This is a genomic window from Deinococcus detaillensis (genome assembly GCF_007280555.1).
Classification (GTDB): domain Bacteria; phylum Deinococcota; class Deinococci; order Deinococcales; family Deinococcaceae; genus Deinococcus; species Deinococcus detaillensis.
Genome location: NZ_VKDB01000008.1, coordinates 1 through 14686, shown reverse-complemented (window position 1 = coordinate 14686; position 14686 = coordinate 1). Strand labels below are relative to the sequence as shown.

Genomic DNA, 14686 nt, shown 5'->3' with positions numbered 1-14686 from the left:
TGGCCGGAGTCCGTATGGGTGCAGTTCAAGTTACATGGCCCGAACGCCCCAGCCGCAAACGAAAATCAGCGTCCCAAAATTATCGCAGTGACCGCTGCACTTTTTTGGGGAGGGCCAGCAGGTCGGTGGCGTCCTCAACGCCCGCGAACACGTCTAGGGTCGGCAAAGCCGCCGCCATCCCGCGTGCCAGCGGCTGATAACCGTCCTGGACGGCCAGCGGATTGAGCCAGATAACCCCGCCGACTCGGCGGCGCAGTTTACTGATCGCCCCGGCCAGTTGCGCTGGCTCGCCGGTATCGAGGCCGTCGCTTAAGATCAGCAGCAAGGTCGTGGGCCGCAGCGCGGCTTTGCCTTCCCGCAGCAGGCGCTCCAGATTCTCACCGATGCGGGTGCCGCCGCCCCAGCTTTGGCCCAATTGAATGGCGGGCGCGACTTGCCCGGCCCGCAGCAGGGGCGTCAGGCGGGTCAGCGAGGTGCTGAAGGCGTACACCTCGACCGAGCGGCTGCGGGCCGAGAGGGCGGCGGCGTAGCGCAGCAGCAGCGCGGCGTAGGGAGCCATGCTACGGCTGCCGTCCAAGACCAGCACCACTTTGGGCGGGCGGGGCGGGCGACCTTTGCGGCGCAGCCGGAGCGCCTCGCCGCCAGTTTGCCGCGCCGATTGCAAAGTGGCCCGCAGATCAATGCGCCTGCCCAGGGGAGTGGGCCGAAACCGCCGCGAATGCCCAAGCCGAACGCCGAGGAGAGCGCGGGCAGCTTGGGCGTAAAGCTGGGCGTCGCCAGACAAGGAAGGCGGCGCTCCCTGTCCGGCGTGGGGACTCAGGCGGGTTTGCAGCCACTGGGCGGCTTCGCTGGCATTTTCAACATCTGGAGACAGCGGCCCGCCCTCGGCTGCGCCTTGCTGCTGGACCGGCAGCGGTTCGGCGTCGCCTGAAGGGGGGCTGTCGTATTCACTCGGCTGGGGTTGAACGGCGTCGCTTTGAGGCGGCGCGGGCAAGTCCGGCTTTAAAAAATGTGCCCGAAACAGCGGCCCGAAGAGCTCAGCCTGCTCTTTGCTGCGGGCGAACACAATCCCCCAAGCCGTTTGCAGCGCAGCCAGATCCAGCAGGCCCAGCGCTTCAGCGGCCCGCAGCGCTCCGGCCAGCTCGCTGGGGCCAGCAGAAAATCCGGCGCGGCGCAACTTGGCAGCAAAAGCAGTGAGTTCAGGAAGCAGCGCTGAACCTTGCGCCACAGCTCAGGCCCGCTTGGCCCGCTTGATGGTTTCGATGCGGGCGTCACTTTCCAGTACCGAGACGTAGAGCTGCCACGTTTCGAGCGCTTTGCCGGGCGAAACGAGGTTGGCAAAACGGAAGTAAGCGGCGTGACGTTCCGGCAGCACGAAAGTCGGCGTGCCGAAGACGCCCTGCTCCGCCGCCGCCGCCAAATCGGTTCGCAGCTCGGCTCGGCGGGCCCCATCCTCTGCCAGGTCGGTTTGGAACTGGCCCATATCAAGTCCGGCTGTCTGGGCGGCAGCTTGGATGGTCTGAGCACTCAGCTCGGCTTTGTCACGGTGCACAGCCCTAAAGAGCGCCAGGGCAAAGGCCCAGCGCTTTTCTTCACCTTGCCGCGCCGCCGCTTGATCGGCCAAAAAGGCCTCTAAGCTGCCGACTTGGGCCGCGCTGCCTTCCTGCGGCGCTTGGTCGGTCAGCCACCAGACCGGCTGATGACGGCTCTGGGCATTCTCGGGATGGTTGCCCTGCACCAAGCTGAAGTGGCGCAGCTCGAACATCAGGCCGTGTTCGCGCCGCAACAGATCGGCCAGTTCTACACCGCGCCAGGCATAAGGGCACAGGAAATCAAAGTAGATCAGGGTAGGGGTCATGAGCGAGGCTAGCACGGCTCAAGGCCGCAGCATTGCGGCTTAAACGCCTTGCACGGCCAGTGGGCCTTGCTCACGGCGCTCGGCGCGAAACTGCAAGTCGTAGAGGTCTTTGTAAAGGCCGCCTGCCGCGATGAGTTCGGCGTGGGTGCCCCGCTGCACGGCGCGGCCCGCGTCCATCACCACGATCAAGTCGGCGCTGCGAATGGTGCTGAGGCGGTGGGCGATCACGAACGTGGTGCGGCCCACCATCAGCTTTTCGAGGGCGTCCTGCACCAGCGCTTCGGATTCGTTGTCTAGGGCGCTGGTGGCTTCGTCCAGAATCAGGATGCGGGGATTTTTGAGAATGGCCCGCGCAATGGCGACGCGCTGGCGCTGCCCGCCCGACAATTTCACGCCGCGCTCGCCGACTGCCGTAGCGTAGCCCTGCGGCAAGCGCAAGATAAATTCCTCGGCGTTGGCCGCCCGCGCTGCGCCCTCCACTTCAGCTTGGCTGGCGCTGGGCCGCCCGTACAAAATATTCTCGGCCACGCTGCCGGAAAAAAGCAAAGTCTCCTGCGGCACCAAGCCGACTTGGCGGCGCAGCTCTTCCAAGTCGGCTTGCCGCACGTCCACACCGTCCACCTTGAGGGTGCCGCCGGTCACGTCGTAAAAGCGCGGCAGCAAGCTGACCAGCGTGGATTTTCCGGCCCCGCTCGGCCCCACCAGGGCCACCGTTTGGCCCGGCGATACGTCCAAGTTAAGGCCAGACAGGGTGGGCAGCTCGCCTTCGTCGCCGTAACGAAACGAGACATTTTCAAATTGGACGCGGCCAGCCACTCGGTCCAGCGGCTGCGGCGCAGGACTGACGGGCAACTCGCTTTTGGTGTCGAGCAGCTCGAAGAGGCGCGAGGAAGCGCCCAACGCTTCTTGAACTTGCGAAAAAATGCCGGTCAGGCCGCCGACATTGATGCCGACTTGCAGCGCGTAAAACAAAAAGCTGACCAGTTTGCCCGGTGTGATGGCCCCCACCAAGACTTGCCGCCCGCCGTACCACAGGACCCCGGCCAAGCTGCCAAAGGCCAAAAAGGTCATGATGCCAGCCATCAGTGACGTAAGCTTGATGCGGCGCAGCGAGGCGGCGAACGACTGCTCGACGCCTTCACCGTAGCGCTCCCGCTCCACGTCCTCGGCGGTAAAGCTCTGCACCACCCGCACGCCGCTGATGGCTTCCTCGGCGCTGGCGTTGGCGGCGGCCACTTTGTCCTGCACTTCGCGGGCGGCTTTGCGGATCTGGAGGCCGATCACCACCGCCGTGCCGATAATCAGCGGAATGACCGCCAGCGTAAACAAACTGAGCTGAAAACTGGTCAGCACCATCAAGGTGACGCCGCCGATGAGCGTTACGACTTGGCTGAGCAGTTGCGCCAGAGCGCTGCTGACCACCGTCTGCACCGTGGACACGTCGCTGGTCAGGCGACTGGTGAGTTCGCCGGTGCGCCGCGTGGCAAAAAAGCGCGGACTGAGCGTGAGCAGATGCGAAAACACCGCGCGGCGCAGGTCGGCCACCACCCGCACCCCCACCCGCGAAATCAAAAACGATTGCAGGGCGGTAAACAGCGCCACCACCGCGAACACCCCCAGCAGCAGCAGCACGATTCGGTCGAGCGGCCCAGTGTCGGCCACGCCGCTCCCAGCCCGCTTGAGAAATGAAGCGTCGATCAAGTTGCCGAACAATTTGGGAAACACCAAGCTCAGGCCCGCTGAAATCAGGGTGCTGAAAATGCCTAGCGACAGCCATGCAACGTAAGGCTTGACGTAGTGCAGCAGCCGCAGCAAATTGGCCGGGTCGCGTCGATTTGGCCCGGTGTCTGGCAAGGCGGCGCGGGCATTGGGACGGGAAAACATAAGTTCAGACTAGCAGTTTGCCAAGATGAACCGGGCTTTGTTCAAAAGCAAACTGTACCCTAAAATGATTAATATTAGATTAAGAATATTCAACTCGGAGGCGAGCGATTACAATAGTGAGCCAGTATGCAGCGTTTGAGAGAATTAAGTCATCCGACCCACTTGGAGAGTATCAGTCACCTGCAAAGGCAGGGTTTTCGGCTGCTCGCTCCGGTGGCGACGGTGGCCGCCGTCTTGGCACTGGTTTTCCAACGTGACTCGGTCGATTCGCTCGACAAAGTGGCGTTGCCACTGATCGCTGCGCTGGTGCTGATGATGGAGCTCGGCTTGCGCCGCAGCTGGATCAAACTCGGACAAGCACTGGACGCGACGTATTTGGTGATCAGCCTGTATTTGGTGATTCTTTTTTACCATCAGTTTTCTTCGTTCGTGCCTGAACATCAAATGCTCAGCGAGGGCGTGATGTGGTTTCCGGCGCTTTCCATGATGGCGTTTGTGCTGTGGAAAGTGAGAACAGCCAGCCAAATCGTCGTCGGCACGCTGCTGATCACTTTACTGATCGCCACGTTTCAGGTGGCTGCGCTGTGGCAAGCCGGGCAACTCAGTGACCGCTTGCTGGCCTCGCTGAGTCAGTTCTTTTTGTCCAACGTCTTGATCGTGCTGATTCAGTATGTGGTGGCCCGCGTTCGGCAGCAGTACGAGGAGATGCGGCGGCTGGCTTACCTCGACAGTCTCACGGGCCTGCCCAACCGCCGCGCGGCCCAGCGCCTGCTTGATCACCTCGACGGAGCCCAGCAGCCTTACGCCCTGATTTCGTTTGACCTCGATCATTTCAAGTTGATCAACGACCAGTACGGGCACGCGGAAGGCGACCGGGTGCTGGTGCAAGCAGGCCAACTCACCGGACAGTACCTCAGCGAACCGAGTCTGCTGGCCCGCTGGGGCGGCGAGGAATTCTTAATGATCTTGCCGGGTCTGAGCAGCGCAGAAGCCTGCTTAATGGCCGAGCGGGCCCGCAGCAACTTGGCTGGCTACAGCTTCAGATTCGGCCACGTCACCGCTTCGTTCGGCGTGGCCGGCCCGCTCGACACGCCGCCAGCGGCTCAAGTTGAGCTCTTGGGCTTTGCTGACCGGGCGCTGCAAGCCGCCAAAATCAGCGGACGAAATAAAGTGGAGGTGGCGTCTCACTGGCACGAAGCGTTGCTCGCCCAGTACCAGGTTCATCCGCAAGAAACCAGTTTACGCTAAGCGCGGCTGGCCGCTGCCGCCCTGAGCAGCGCCGAAGCGGCTTCGTCAATCTCATCGGTGGTGTTCTGAAGTCCAAAACTGAGCCGCACGGTAGCAAGGGCGTCGGCGTCACTGAGACCAAGAGCGCTCAGGACGTGGCTGGGCTGCATGGTGCCCGCCGAACAAGCGCTGCCCGCCGAGACGCACACCCCCGCGAAATCTAAATTCATCAGCAGCGCCTCGCCGTCTGCGCCGAGGGCGGTGAACGACGCCACCTTGGGGCTGCCCGCTGGGGTGTGGTTGGCCCGCAGGTTCGCGTGACCCGACAGCCGCGCCGTGAGGCGGTCATTCAGGGCACGCAGGTGGGCGTGGGTTTGGAGCTGCGCGGCCACTGCTTCCCGCAGGCTCAAGCCCGCCGCATAAAGGCCGGGAGCGTTTTGGGTGCCGCTCCGCAGACCCTTTTCTTGCCCGCCGCCCAGCAGCAGGGGCGGCAAGTCGAGGCCGCGCCGAACATAGAGCAGGCCCACGCCGAGCGGCCCGCCCCATTTGTGGGCGCTGAAACTGGCGTAATCCACCTTCCAAGACAGCAAGTCGACGGGCAACACGCCGGGCGACTGCACCGCGTCGGTGTGAAACTTCGCGCCGCCTGCGTGGGCAATTTCGGCCAGCTCGGCAATGGGCTGTACCGCGCCGATTTCGTTGTTGGCATGGTGAATGCTGACCAATTTGGTGTCGGGACGCAGCGCTTCCCGGAGCTGCTCAGGGTCAGTCTGGCCGCTGGCGTCCGGCTCCAAGAAGGTGACGGCCACGCCCCGCGCCGCGAGGAAGCGGGCCGGAGCCAGCACCGCCGAATGCTCGATGCTGGAGGTGATCAGGTGACCGCCCGCGCCGGGGAAGCTGGAGAGCAGCACCTGGTTGTCGGCCTCGGTGCCGCCGCTCAGGGCCGTGAGGGTCAGCGGATGCACGCCCAGCGCCGCCGCCAATGCCGCCCTTCCCTCTTCGAGCAGCTCGCGGGCGGCCTGACCCGCCGCGTGAATGCTCGCCGGGTTGCCCGGCACGGCGGCGGCGCGGGCGTAGGCCGAGAGGGCGGTGGCCGTCATCGGGTGGGTGGCGGCGTAATCAAGATAAATCATAAGTCGGGGGAACTCACGGCCCGAAGGTGGCGTAGTCTTTGCCGTCGATCCGCACGGTAAAGACATAATTGCCGCGCACGCTGATGTCGTCACGCTGGGCCAGTGCGCCCGCGAGCTGAGCGCTGTCGGTAGGCGGCAGCACGGCGCGTTCACCGTCTTCGTCACGCACCACGATTTCGACTTTGCCAGCAGGCAAGTTGGCCGGAAAAGTGTAACTCAGCGGCACAATTCGGCTGGCGGTGGCGGGCGGCTGCGCGTTGGGTTGCTCTGTGCTGGGTTGCTGCGTGCTGGGTTGTGCCGAATTCGGCGTCTGGGGCGCGGCGGGAGTGGGTTGGCTCGGGGCCGTTTCGGGCGTGGGCGCAGCAGGAGTGGCAGGCGAAACCGGCGCAAATTCAGGCTGGGCAGCCGGCGTGTTGGGAACAGTCCCACCGTTGTCCGCGCCGCCCGTATTGAAGGTGGGATTGGTCACCGGCTCCGGCGTCGGCGGGGGCAGCGGCAAAGGCGGCACCGGCAGCGGCGGCGTTGCTACGGCGGGCGCTTCGTAGCGGGTTTGGGCCACCACCAAGGTCACGGGCGAGCCGATGTCAACTTTGTCGAAAGCAGCCGGCGACTGGCGCAGCACGGTGTTTTCGGCGGAGTCGGAAGTTTCTTTCTTGGTTAAGTTGACCACCAAGCCCGCTCGCCGCACCAGATCGCGGGCGTCGTCAAACGGCAAGCCGCGCAAATCCGGGAGCCAGGTTTGCTGCACCGCCACGCCGCTGCTGATCAGCAAACGCACGCTTTGGCCGCGCCGAATCACCGCGCCGGGAGCCGGAAGCTGCGCCACGACCCTGCCCTTGGGGGTTTGGCTCAGGCCGCCGTCGACCTGCGAGACGCTGCCGAGCTTGAGAAAATTCTCGGCCAAAGTCGCTTTAACTTGGTCAATGGTTTTTTCCTCGAATCTCGGCACGGTCAGGGTGGGCGGGTTGTTGACCGTCAGGGTCACCAGGCGGCCAAGGTGCAGGGTGGTGCCGGGGGCCGGTTCTTGGGCGATGACCGCGCCGAGCGCTGCGCCGCGCTGATCGCCCTCGGCGTACTGCACGCGGTAACCCAGAGCGCTGAGCTTGTCTGCGGCGGCTTTGGCTTCTTGGCCCATCACAGCGGGCACGTCGGCCAGCGCCGGATTGAGATAAATTTGAGCGGCCTGCGCTCCGAAGTAGGCCGCGCCGATTACACAGGCCACGCCCGGAATCCACGACCAAACGCTGCCGCGTGGCCGTACCCGCCGCACTTTGCCTTGGCTGATCGGCGTCAGGGCGGCAGCGCTCAGCGACTCGGCCTCGGCTGGGGTGCGGCTGGCGGGTGTCAGGAAAGCCAGCCTCGGAACGTCGCCGTCCATCACGATTTCAGCGTCCATCAGCGCGAAGCCCTGAGCTGAGAGGCGGGCCGCGAGTTCGCGCAAATTGCTCAGCGCCGTTTCATTTTTGATGGGCTGAGCCTGAAAAGCTGCCAGAGCCACGCCCGGCACTTCCCTCCACACCGCATAGTACGCGCCGGGACGGGCCACCACGTCAGCGAGGCCTGCCGGAGCAAGAGACTTGAGAGCCGTGCGGTACTTATGAAAAGCGTTGCGCTCGTCGGAGGTGGTCACTTCAAACCACGCCAGCCGCAGCAACTCTCCCGCTTCTGCGCCCACAAGCGGATCGGCCTGCACGGTATAAATGGTTTGCCCGCCACTTTGCGAGCGCTGTTCTATCACTTCGTATTTGCCGTCTATCCGCGCCATCCGTTTAGGAGTATAGAACGCCCGAAGGCCAGATGCGGCTCATGGAAGATGAGGAGCAGGGAGTAGTTGCGCCCGATCTAATTCGGCCAGCGCCTGCGACACACTCTGTCCGGTCAGCGGGTGGACATAATCGGGAGCGAAGTCGGCCAGCGGCCTGAGCACGAATTCGCGCTCCCAAGCCCGGTGATGCGGCAGGGTCAGGCGCGGGGTGCTGAGGACGCGCTGGCCGTAGGCGATCAGGTCGAGATCGAGGACCCGGGCGGCCCAGCGCTCACGGCGCACCCGGCCGTAGCGGGTTTCTAAGTCCAGCAGCGCGTCGAGCAGCGCTTCGGGGGACAAGCGGGTGCAGAGTTTAGCGGCGGCGTTGAGGTAATCCGGCTGCCCTCTCGGCCCGCCCACCGGAGCAGTGCGGTAAAAAGCCGAGACGGCCTGCACCTCACCGAGAGCGGCGAGTTCGTGGACAGCCCACTTCAGCGCCGCCTCAGGATCGCCCAAGTTGGCTCCCAGAGCGATCAGGGCCGTTTCGGTGGTCATAGCCGTCACGGCTCAGCTCGGCTCAGGTGCAGCTCGGCGTAAACGTCTTCAAAGACTCCCGGCAGCGGCGCGTGGGGCTTGTGGACGCGCACCGTCACGGCGCTGAGCTGGGGAAAGTCGGTCAGCAGAGCCGATGCCAAACGCCCCGACAAGGCTTCCAGGAGTTGCCAGCGCTCTCCGGTGACGATAGAGGCGATCAGGTCGTAGGCGGCGGCGTAGTTGACGGCCTGAGTCAGATCATCACCGATATCGGAGAAATCGTAGAGTAACTCGGCGTCCACCACGAACCGCGCTCCAAACACCGCTTCTTCCTGATAAACACCGTGCCGTCCGTGAAAGGCCAGACCTTTGAGCACGACTTTGCTTCCCAAACTTTGCCTGACTGAAGACTCGCTCATACAAAAGCCGATTATGCACTCTCGAGAGCGGCCTGCACCCGCAGCGCCAAGACATGGGAGCGCACATCGTGAACGCGCACCAGCGCCGAGCCGTGCCGGGCAGCGTGCAGGTGCAGCGCCAGACTGGCCGCGTCACGGGTAGAGGCCGCCGCGTGCGGTTCACCCGACAGCGTGCCCAAAAAGCGCTTGCGGCTGCCGCCCACCAACACCGGACTTTCCCCCGCCGTCAGCTCAGACAAGTGACGCAGCAAGGTCAGGTTGTGCGTTAAAGTTTTGCCGAAGCCGATGCCCGGATCGAGCAGCAGGCTCGGCACGCCCGCCGCTTTGGCCTGCTCGGCCTGAGAGCGCAGAAAGCCGAAGACTTCGGCCACCACGTCTTCGTAGTGCGCAAAAAGCTGCATGGTTTGCGGCTGGCCCTGCATGTGCATCAAGCAGGCGGGAGCGGCGTGCTGGGCGCAGACCACTTGCATCTGCGGGTCCCGCAGGCCCGACACGTCGTTGACGAGGTGCGCCCCGGCCCTCAGCGCGGCGTCGGCGACTTCCGGCTTGAGGGTATCTACACTGATGACGGCTGAGCTGCCTCTCAGGCCGCGAATGACTGGCAGCACCCGGTCAAGCTCGGTGGCGGCGTCCACCGGCTCAGCGCCGGGACGGGTGCTCTCGCCGCCGATGTCGAGGATCAGGGCTTGGTCTTGGAGAAGCTGCTCGGCGTGAATGAGGGCCGCCTCCGCGCCGCGCCCACCGTCCGAGAACGAATCGGGCGTGACGTTGACGATACCCATGACAGCGCAGGAGGCCCAGCGCAAGGTGTAGCCGTGCGCGTGGCGCAGCGCTCCGGGCACCGGGAAGCCGAAGTGGAGTTCAAACATGAACGAATACCCGCTGCTACTGGCCGAAGCCTACCGGATGCCCGCCTTCCCAGCCGCCCAGAATATGAATGTGGGTGTGAAAGACTTCTTGCCCGCCGCCTTTTCCAGCGTTAACGACCAAACGGTAATCGCCGAGCTGCTGGCGAGCGACGCGGCTGGCGGTCAGCCATAAGCGGCCCATCTCGGCTTCGCCTACGATGTCGTCAATTCGGGCACTGAATTTTTTGGGAATGACCAGCAGATGTACCGGCGCTTTGGGGGCAATGTCTTTGATGACGATGTAGTCCCCGTCTTCGTAAACGATCTCAGCGGGAATATCGCGGGCGATGATGCGTTCAAACAGCGTGGGCGCGTTGGTCATGTCTTTACTCTAAACGCCTTTGCCACCACTTTCACGCACACTAAAGAGATGAAGCCGGTGTCAAGATCGACCAAACTCAATGCCAAAACCCGCAAGCGCCGCTCCGGCCTCGGCGGCACACTGCTCATCAGCGCCGCCGCTTTGACCGCCGCCCGGCGTTTGTTTGTCGCGCCGTTTTCACTCGCCGGAAAATCCGTGCTGATCAGTGGCGGCTCACGGGGACTGGGCTTGGCGCTGGGGCGCGAGCTGCTGCGCTACGGCGCGAACCTGACCTTGCTGGCCCGTGACGAAGCCGAACTGCGCCGCGCCGAAAGTGACTTGCGGGCCAGAGCCGCTGCGCTGCGGCAAATCAGCGGCCAAACGTCCCAAGTGCAGATCGTGGTGGGCGACGTAACCCAGCAAGCCGACTTGGAGCGGGCAGTTGAGGCGGCAATCAGCACCTACGGGCACCTGGACGTGGTGGCCAACGTCGCGGGCATTATCCAAAGCGGGCCGCTGGACAATGTAACGGAGCAAGAGTTCAGGGACAGCATGGAAGTCAACGCCTTTGCGCCGCTGCGCCTGACGCGCACGGCTTTGCCGTATTTGCGGGCCAGCGGCGGGCGGGTGCTGATCGTGGCGTCCATAGCGGGCAAGGCCGCCGTGCCGCACCTGAGCAGCTACAGCGTTAGCAAGTTCGCGGCGGTGGGTCTGGGTCAGGCGCTGCGGGCCGAACTCGCTCAAGACGGCGTACTGGTGACCACCGTTTGTCCGGGTCTGATGCGGACGGGCAGTCCCAGGCACGCCCAGATCAAGGGGCAGCACCGCCGCGAATACGCTTTATTTGCCACGCTAGATAATCTTCCACTGATCTCGCTGGACGCCGACAAAGCCGCCCAGCGCATCGTGCAGGCTCTCATTCGCGGCGAGGCTGAAGTGATGATCGGCGGCCCTGCCAAACTGCTCAGGGTGTTTCAGTCGCTCGCGCCGCAGCTCAGCGCCGACGTACTGACGCTGCTCAACCGCTTCTTGCCGGGGCCGGCCAGCAGCGACTTGGCCCTGAGAGGCCAGCAGGCCGAAACGCCGCTGACCCGCGCCAATCCGATTAAACGAAAAGCCGAGCGGTCGCTCAATGAAAGCTGATGGTCTACGGTCTAGAAAGGATTTTGAAGCGCGGTCAAGTTGGAGCTTCTCCACGCTAAACTAATGCCCAATGCGCTCCGATCTGCTCGACCTTATCTTTGGCCTACTGCCCAGCACCGATTCAGACCGTACCCACTCGCATCCAGAGCTCGCTCAGTTCTACGCCATGCTGCGCGACTACCCTCAGCGCGGCGGCAAAGGCCTACGCAGCGAACTGCTGCTGCTGAGCGCCAAAGCGCACGGAGCGCGGGAAGACACCCCGCAGTGGCAAAGCGCGTTGTGGCTCGGCGCGGTGCTGGAACTGTTTCAAAATTGGGTGCTGATTCACGACGACATCGAAGACGACAGCGAAGAGCGCCGTGGGCGGCCTGCGCTGCACCGCCTCCACGGCGTGCCGCTGGCTCTGAACGCAGGCGACGCCCTGCACGCTTACATGTGGGCCGCTGTGCAGCAGGCCGGCGTGCCAGGGGCTTACGAGGAAGTCCTGACCATGATTCACCGCACGGCTGAGGGCCAGCATCTCGATTTGGCTTGGGTGGCCCATCACGAATGGCAGCTCACCGAGGCCGATTACTTGGAGATGGTACGCCTCAAAACCGCTTATTACACAGTGGTCATTCCCCTGCGGCTGGGAGCGCTGGCCGCCGGACAACTCCCCGACCCCGCCTTTACGCCCGCCGGGGAAGCGCTGGGCGCGGCCTTCCAGATCAGGGACGACGTGCTGAATTTGCAGGAAGACGAAGGCAGCTACGGCAAAGAAATCGGCGGCGACCTTCTCGAAGGCAAGCGCACCTTGATCGTGCTGCATTGGCTCTCCGGCGCACCCGCCACACAACGGGCTTTCTTCCTAAGTCAAATGGCGCTCCCCAGAACGGACAAAGACCCGGCACAGATGGCTCAGGTGCTGGACTGGATTCGGGAAAGCGGCAGCCTCGATTATGCACAGCAGTTTGCCTCTGAGCAAGGCCGCAGGGGACTCAGCTTGCTCGAAGAAGCGCTGGGCAAAGCGGCAAACCAAACTGCTGCCTCACAGATCATTGATCTGGTTCAGAGCTATGTCACGCGGCAGGCTTGACGGCAGACCCAAATACAAAACAGAGCCTGACCGAAATCAGACCCTGTTTTGAAGGTGCGAAAACTCAGTCTTACATCTTGACAGCGCTGCAAGCTACGCCTGGGTCAGCAGGCTCGCCAGCGGCGTTTTTGGCCGTGTGGACGTTGTAGTAGGTGGCTTTCATGATGGCGCTCTTGGCGACGCTGCCCATCAAGATCACGTTGCCACCTTTATCGCTGAGGCCAACCATCATGCTCGGCAAAATCGCCGGGCCGTTGCTGGCGCATGGATCAGTCGAGGGCACAGTGCCTTGGTTATGGTAGTGAGCCACGTAGTAGGTTTCAGGGGCCATGCCGGTCAGCTTGGTGGTGGTCATCACCGTGTCGCCGTTCATCGTGACAGCCACGTTGCCCATCGGCGCGATATTGGTGGCCGCTGGTTGACGGTTGAGGACGTAGGAGGCGGTGTTCTGGTTCACCACTGGGGTTTTTACAGCCATGCTGCTATCGGCCATGGCATTGTCTTTCATGGCGGCTCCGTCTTTGGTCATGGTGCTGTCTTTTGAGCCAGCGCCCATTCCCATCATCGAGCAAGAACTCAGCAGCAACACGCCCATCCCGAACATCATAGTATTTTTCATAATTAACCTCTTTGTGGCGCAAGCGTTGCACGTTTCGCCACCGAATTGACACCTTCCGCTTGCTTCTGGTAGGTACAAAACATCGAACTCCCCCATCATGTGCTGACTGACCCCTGTTCAATAGGTAACAAGACTTTCAATCTCAGCGCCGCCTCACGGATAGATAAAGTCAGGATGAAGTCTATCTAAGGCGTTCAGCAAGGTGAAGAGCGTTTAGACTGAGTTCAACTTCTCCCCGTCTATTTTGGAGGCTAGCCTAGATGCCTATTGCACCCATTCCTGAATCTGAGACGTCAGCTCACCTCACTCAACTTCATCAGCTCTTCGAGACGCATCAAGCACGGCGCTGGAAGGCCGCTCAAAGCAGCGCTGCCGAGCGCCGAGCACTACTCCGGCAGCTTAGCGACGCCGTCAAAGGCCGGCGGGTGGGACTGGCCGCCGCTCTGGCACAAGACCTGGGCAAGAGCCGGGCCGAAGCGGAAATCACCGAACTTCACCCGTTGCTCGAAGAAATTCGGTATGCTCGCCGCCATTTGAAAAGCTGGATGCAGCCGCAGTACGTCAACGGAGTTGCCGGTTTGGGCTGGGGCCGCAGCGCCATGCAGCCGGAAGCGCGTGGCGTGACCCTGATTCTGAGTCCGTGGAATTATCCAGTCAATCTCAGTCTCACGCCGCTGATCGGAGCGCTGGCAGCGGGCAATACGGCCATCCTCAAGCCCAGCGAAAAAGCGCCTGCCACCGCCAGAGCGCTGAGCGAACTGATTGCCGCGACCTTCTCGCCGAGTCTAGTTAGCGTGGTAGAGGGCGGCCCAGACGTGGCCGAGGCGCTTCTCGAACTGCCATTCGATCATATTTTCTTCACTGGCAGTCCGGCTATCGGGCGCAAAGTGCTGAGCGCCGCCGCACAGACGCTGACCAGTACCACCCTCGAACTCGGCGGCAAATCACCTGCGCTCGTTGATGAAAGTGCTGATCTCAAATTGGCCGCCGAGCGCATTGTTTGGGGCAAGTTCTTGAACGCTGGACAAACCTGTATCGCGCCTGATTATGTCTTGGCTCATCAGGCCATTGCTAGCGAGTTAACCCAGCGGCTCAGAGAAGCCATCGAAACCCGGTATGGCGGCCCCATCTGGCAGAGGCGCGGCCCCGACTACGGCAGGATGATTGATCCTCAGAGCGTTACTCGGCTGCGCGGCCTGACAAAAGCCAGTCAGGAAGCCGGAGCGGAACTGGCGTATGGCGGCGTTTTTGACGAATCCGAGCGGTACATCTCCCCCACCCTCGTGACCGGCGTCCAGCCCGATATGCCGCTGATGCAACAAGAACTCTTCGGCCCAGTTTTGCCAGTCGTCACTTATCAAACGCTCGATGAAGCCATTGATCTTATCCAACGCCATGAAAAACCGTTGGCACTCTACCTATTCACGAAAACCGCTGAGACACAACGACGAGTCGAACGCCAGACGAGCAGCGGCAGTCTGGTGGTTAACGGTACGGTGATTCAGTTCGTGCATCCGCGCTTGGCGTTCGGCGGCGTCGGCCATAGCGGTCAGGGCAGCTATCACGGCGAATACAGCTTCCGCGCTTTCTCCCACCATCGGGCCATCACCCGTGAGCCGACGCTTTCACCGGTTAGGGCGATGTATCCGCCGTATGGCCGCGTACTGCCGCGTTTGACGGCTTGGGCACTGAGAAAAATCAGTGAGTGAGCAAAAAGAAAACGAACAACAAAAAAGCCGCTCACTCTAGTACTAGAGGGACGGCTTGTGACATGGAGCGGGAGACGCGATTCGAACGCGCGACATCTACCTTGGCAAGGTAGTGCTCTACCAGCTGAGCTA

General features: G+C 62.7%; 14 protein-coding genes. 4 read left to right on the top strand and 10 right to left on the bottom strand.

What is annotated here, in order from left to right:
• Positions 1–79 precede the first annotated feature (79 nt).
• From FNU79_RS09215 to FNU79_RS09205, 3 genes are read right to left on the bottom strand one after another with little or no spacing between them, the layout of a single operon-like run.
• Positions 80–1228: a VWA domain-containing protein gene (locus tag FNU79_RS09215; protein WP_143720569.1), complete on the bottom strand. Its 1149-nt coding sequence runs from the start codon at positions 1226–1228 to the stop codon at positions 80–82.
• A gap of 3 nt (positions 1229–1231) precedes the next feature.
• Positions 1232–1858, bottom strand: a complete 627-nt coding sequence (locus tag FNU79_RS09210) for a DsbA family oxidoreductase (RefSeq protein ID WP_143720568.1) — start codon at positions 1856–1858, stop codon at positions 1232–1234.
• Positions 1859–1897: 39 nt separating this feature from the next.
• Positions 1898–3742, bottom strand: coding sequence for an ABC transporter ATP-binding protein (locus tag FNU79_RS09205; protein WP_143720567.1), 1845 nt, complete (start codon positions 3740–3742; stop codon positions 1898–1900).
• 126 nt (positions 3743–3868) lie between these two features.
• On the opposite strand from FNU79_RS09205, the gene FNU79_RS09200 reads away from it, so the two are divergent.
• Complete coding sequence (locus tag FNU79_RS09200) at positions 3869–4990, top strand: GGDEF domain-containing protein (RefSeq protein WP_143720566.1); 1122 nt, start codon at positions 3869–3871, stop codon at positions 4988–4990.
• Here the strand turns inward: FNU79_RS09200 and FNU79_RS09195 are convergent.
• From FNU79_RS09195 to FNU79_RS09170, 6 genes are read right to left on the bottom strand one after another with little or no spacing between them, the layout of a single operon-like run.
• Positions 4987–6102 (bottom strand): cysteine desulfurase family protein, encoded by a 1116-nt coding sequence (locus tag FNU79_RS09195; protein ID WP_143720565.1) that lies wholly within the window; start codon positions 6100–6102, stop codon positions 4987–4989. The genes FNU79_RS09200 and FNU79_RS09195 overlap by 4 nt on opposite strands.
• A gap of 13 nt (positions 6103–6115) precedes the next feature.
• Entirely contained in the window at positions 6116–7867 is a 1752-nt protein-coding gene (locus FNU79_RS09190; protein ID WP_143720564.1) for a PASTA domain-containing protein, read from the bottom strand.
• Positions 7868–7906: 39 nt separating this feature from the next.
• On the bottom strand, positions 7907–8401 hold the full coding sequence (gene folK / locus FNU79_RS09185; protein WP_143720563.1) for a 2-amino-4-hydroxy-6-hydroxymethyldihydropteridine diphosphokinase: 495 nt from the start codon (positions 8399–8401) through the stop codon (positions 7907–7909).
• A gap of 5 nt (positions 8402–8406) precedes the next feature.
• Positions 8407–8799 carry a dihydroneopterin aldolase gene (folB, locus tag FNU79_RS09180; protein ID WP_143720562.1) on the bottom strand — a complete coding sequence of 131 codons (393 nt, stop codon included), beginning with the start codon at positions 8797–8799 and terminating at the stop codon, positions 8407–8409.
• Positions 8800–8810: 11 nt separating this feature from the next.
• The gene (gene folP / locus FNU79_RS09175; RefSeq protein ID WP_143720561.1) at positions 8811–9668 is read right to left on the bottom strand and encodes a dihydropteroate synthase; all 858 of its coding nucleotides are present in this window, start codon (positions 9666–9668) and stop codon (positions 8811–8813) included.
• A gap of 16 nt (positions 9669–9684) precedes the next feature.
• On the bottom strand, positions 9685–10029 hold the full coding sequence (locus tag FNU79_RS09170) for a histidine triad nucleotide-binding protein (protein ID WP_143720560.1): 345 nt from the start codon (positions 10027–10029) through the stop codon (positions 9685–9687).
• Between the two features lie 48 nt (positions 10030–10077).
• Between FNU79_RS09170 and FNU79_RS09165 the strand changes: the two genes are divergently transcribed.
• Positions 10078–11151: an SDR family NAD(P)-dependent oxidoreductase gene (locus tag FNU79_RS09165; RefSeq protein WP_143720559.1), complete on the top strand. Its 1074-nt coding sequence runs from the start codon at positions 10078–10080 to the stop codon at positions 11149–11151.
• A 70-nt stretch (positions 11152–11221) separates the two neighbouring features.
• On the top strand, positions 11222–12226 hold the full coding sequence (locus FNU79_RS09160) for a polyprenyl synthetase family protein (protein WP_143720558.1): 1005 nt from the start codon (positions 11222–11224) through the stop codon (positions 12224–12226).
• A gap of 70 nt (positions 12227–12296) precedes the next feature.
• Here the strand turns inward: FNU79_RS09160 and FNU79_RS09155 are convergent, their stop codons facing one another.
• Positions 12297–12845: a superoxide dismutase gene (locus FNU79_RS09155; protein WP_143720557.1), complete on the bottom strand. Its 549-nt coding sequence runs from the start codon at positions 12843–12845 to the stop codon at positions 12297–12299.
• A gap of 260 nt (positions 12846–13105) precedes the next feature.
• On the opposite strand from FNU79_RS09155, the gene FNU79_RS09150 reads away from it, so the two are divergent.
• Positions 13106–14554, top strand: coding sequence for an aldehyde dehydrogenase family protein (locus FNU79_RS09150; protein WP_143720556.1), 1449 nt, complete (start codon positions 13106–13108; stop codon positions 14552–14554).
• Positions 14555–14686 lie beyond the last annotated feature (132 nt).

Coding starts and splice junctions, on each gene's coding strand:
- FNU79_RS09210 (WP_143720568.1), bottom strand. CDS start 1,858: ATGACCCCTACCCTGATCTACTTTGATTTCCTGTGCCCTTATGCCTGG.
- FNU79_RS09205 (WP_143720567.1), bottom strand. CDS start 3,742: ATGTTTTCCCGTCCCAATGCCCGCGCCGCCTTGCCAGACACCGGGCCA.
- FNU79_RS09200 (WP_143720566.1), top strand. CDS start 3,869: ATGCAGCGTTTGAGAGAATTAAGTCATCCGACCCACTTGGAGAGTATC.
- FNU79_RS09195 (WP_143720565.1), bottom strand. CDS start 6,102: ATGATTTATCTTGATTACGCCGCCACCCACCCGATGACGGCCACCGCC.
- FNU79_RS09190 (WP_143720564.1), bottom strand. CDS start 7,867: ATGGCGCGGATAGACGGCAAATACGAAGTGATAGAACAGCGCTCGCAA.
- folK (WP_143720563.1), bottom strand. CDS start 8,401: ATGACCACCGAAACGGCCCTGATCGCTCTGGGAGCCAACTTGGGCGAT.
- folB (WP_143720562.1), bottom strand. CDS start 8,799: ATGAGCGAGTCTTCAGTCAGGCAAAGTTTGGGAAGCAAAGTCGTGCTC.
- folP (WP_143720561.1), bottom strand. CDS start 9,668: ATGTTTGAACTCCACTTCGGCTTCCCGGTGCCCGGAGCGCTGCGCCAC.
- FNU79_RS09170 (WP_143720560.1), bottom strand. CDS start 10,029: ATGACCAACGCGCCCACGCTGTTTGAACGCATCATCGCCCGCGATATT.
- FNU79_RS09165 (WP_143720559.1), top strand. CDS start 10,078: ATGAAGCCGGTGTCAAGATCGACCAAACTCAATGCCAAAACCCGCAAG.
- FNU79_RS09160 (WP_143720558.1), top strand. CDS start 11,222: ATGCGCTCCGATCTGCTCGACCTTATCTTTGGCCTACTGCCCAGCACC.
- FNU79_RS09155 (WP_143720557.1), bottom strand. CDS start 12,845: ATGAAAAATACTATGATGTTCGGGATGGGCGTGTTGCTGCTGAGTTCT.
- FNU79_RS09150 (WP_143720556.1), top strand. CDS start 13,106: ATGCCTATTGCACCCATTCCTGAATCTGAGACGTCAGCTCACCTCACT.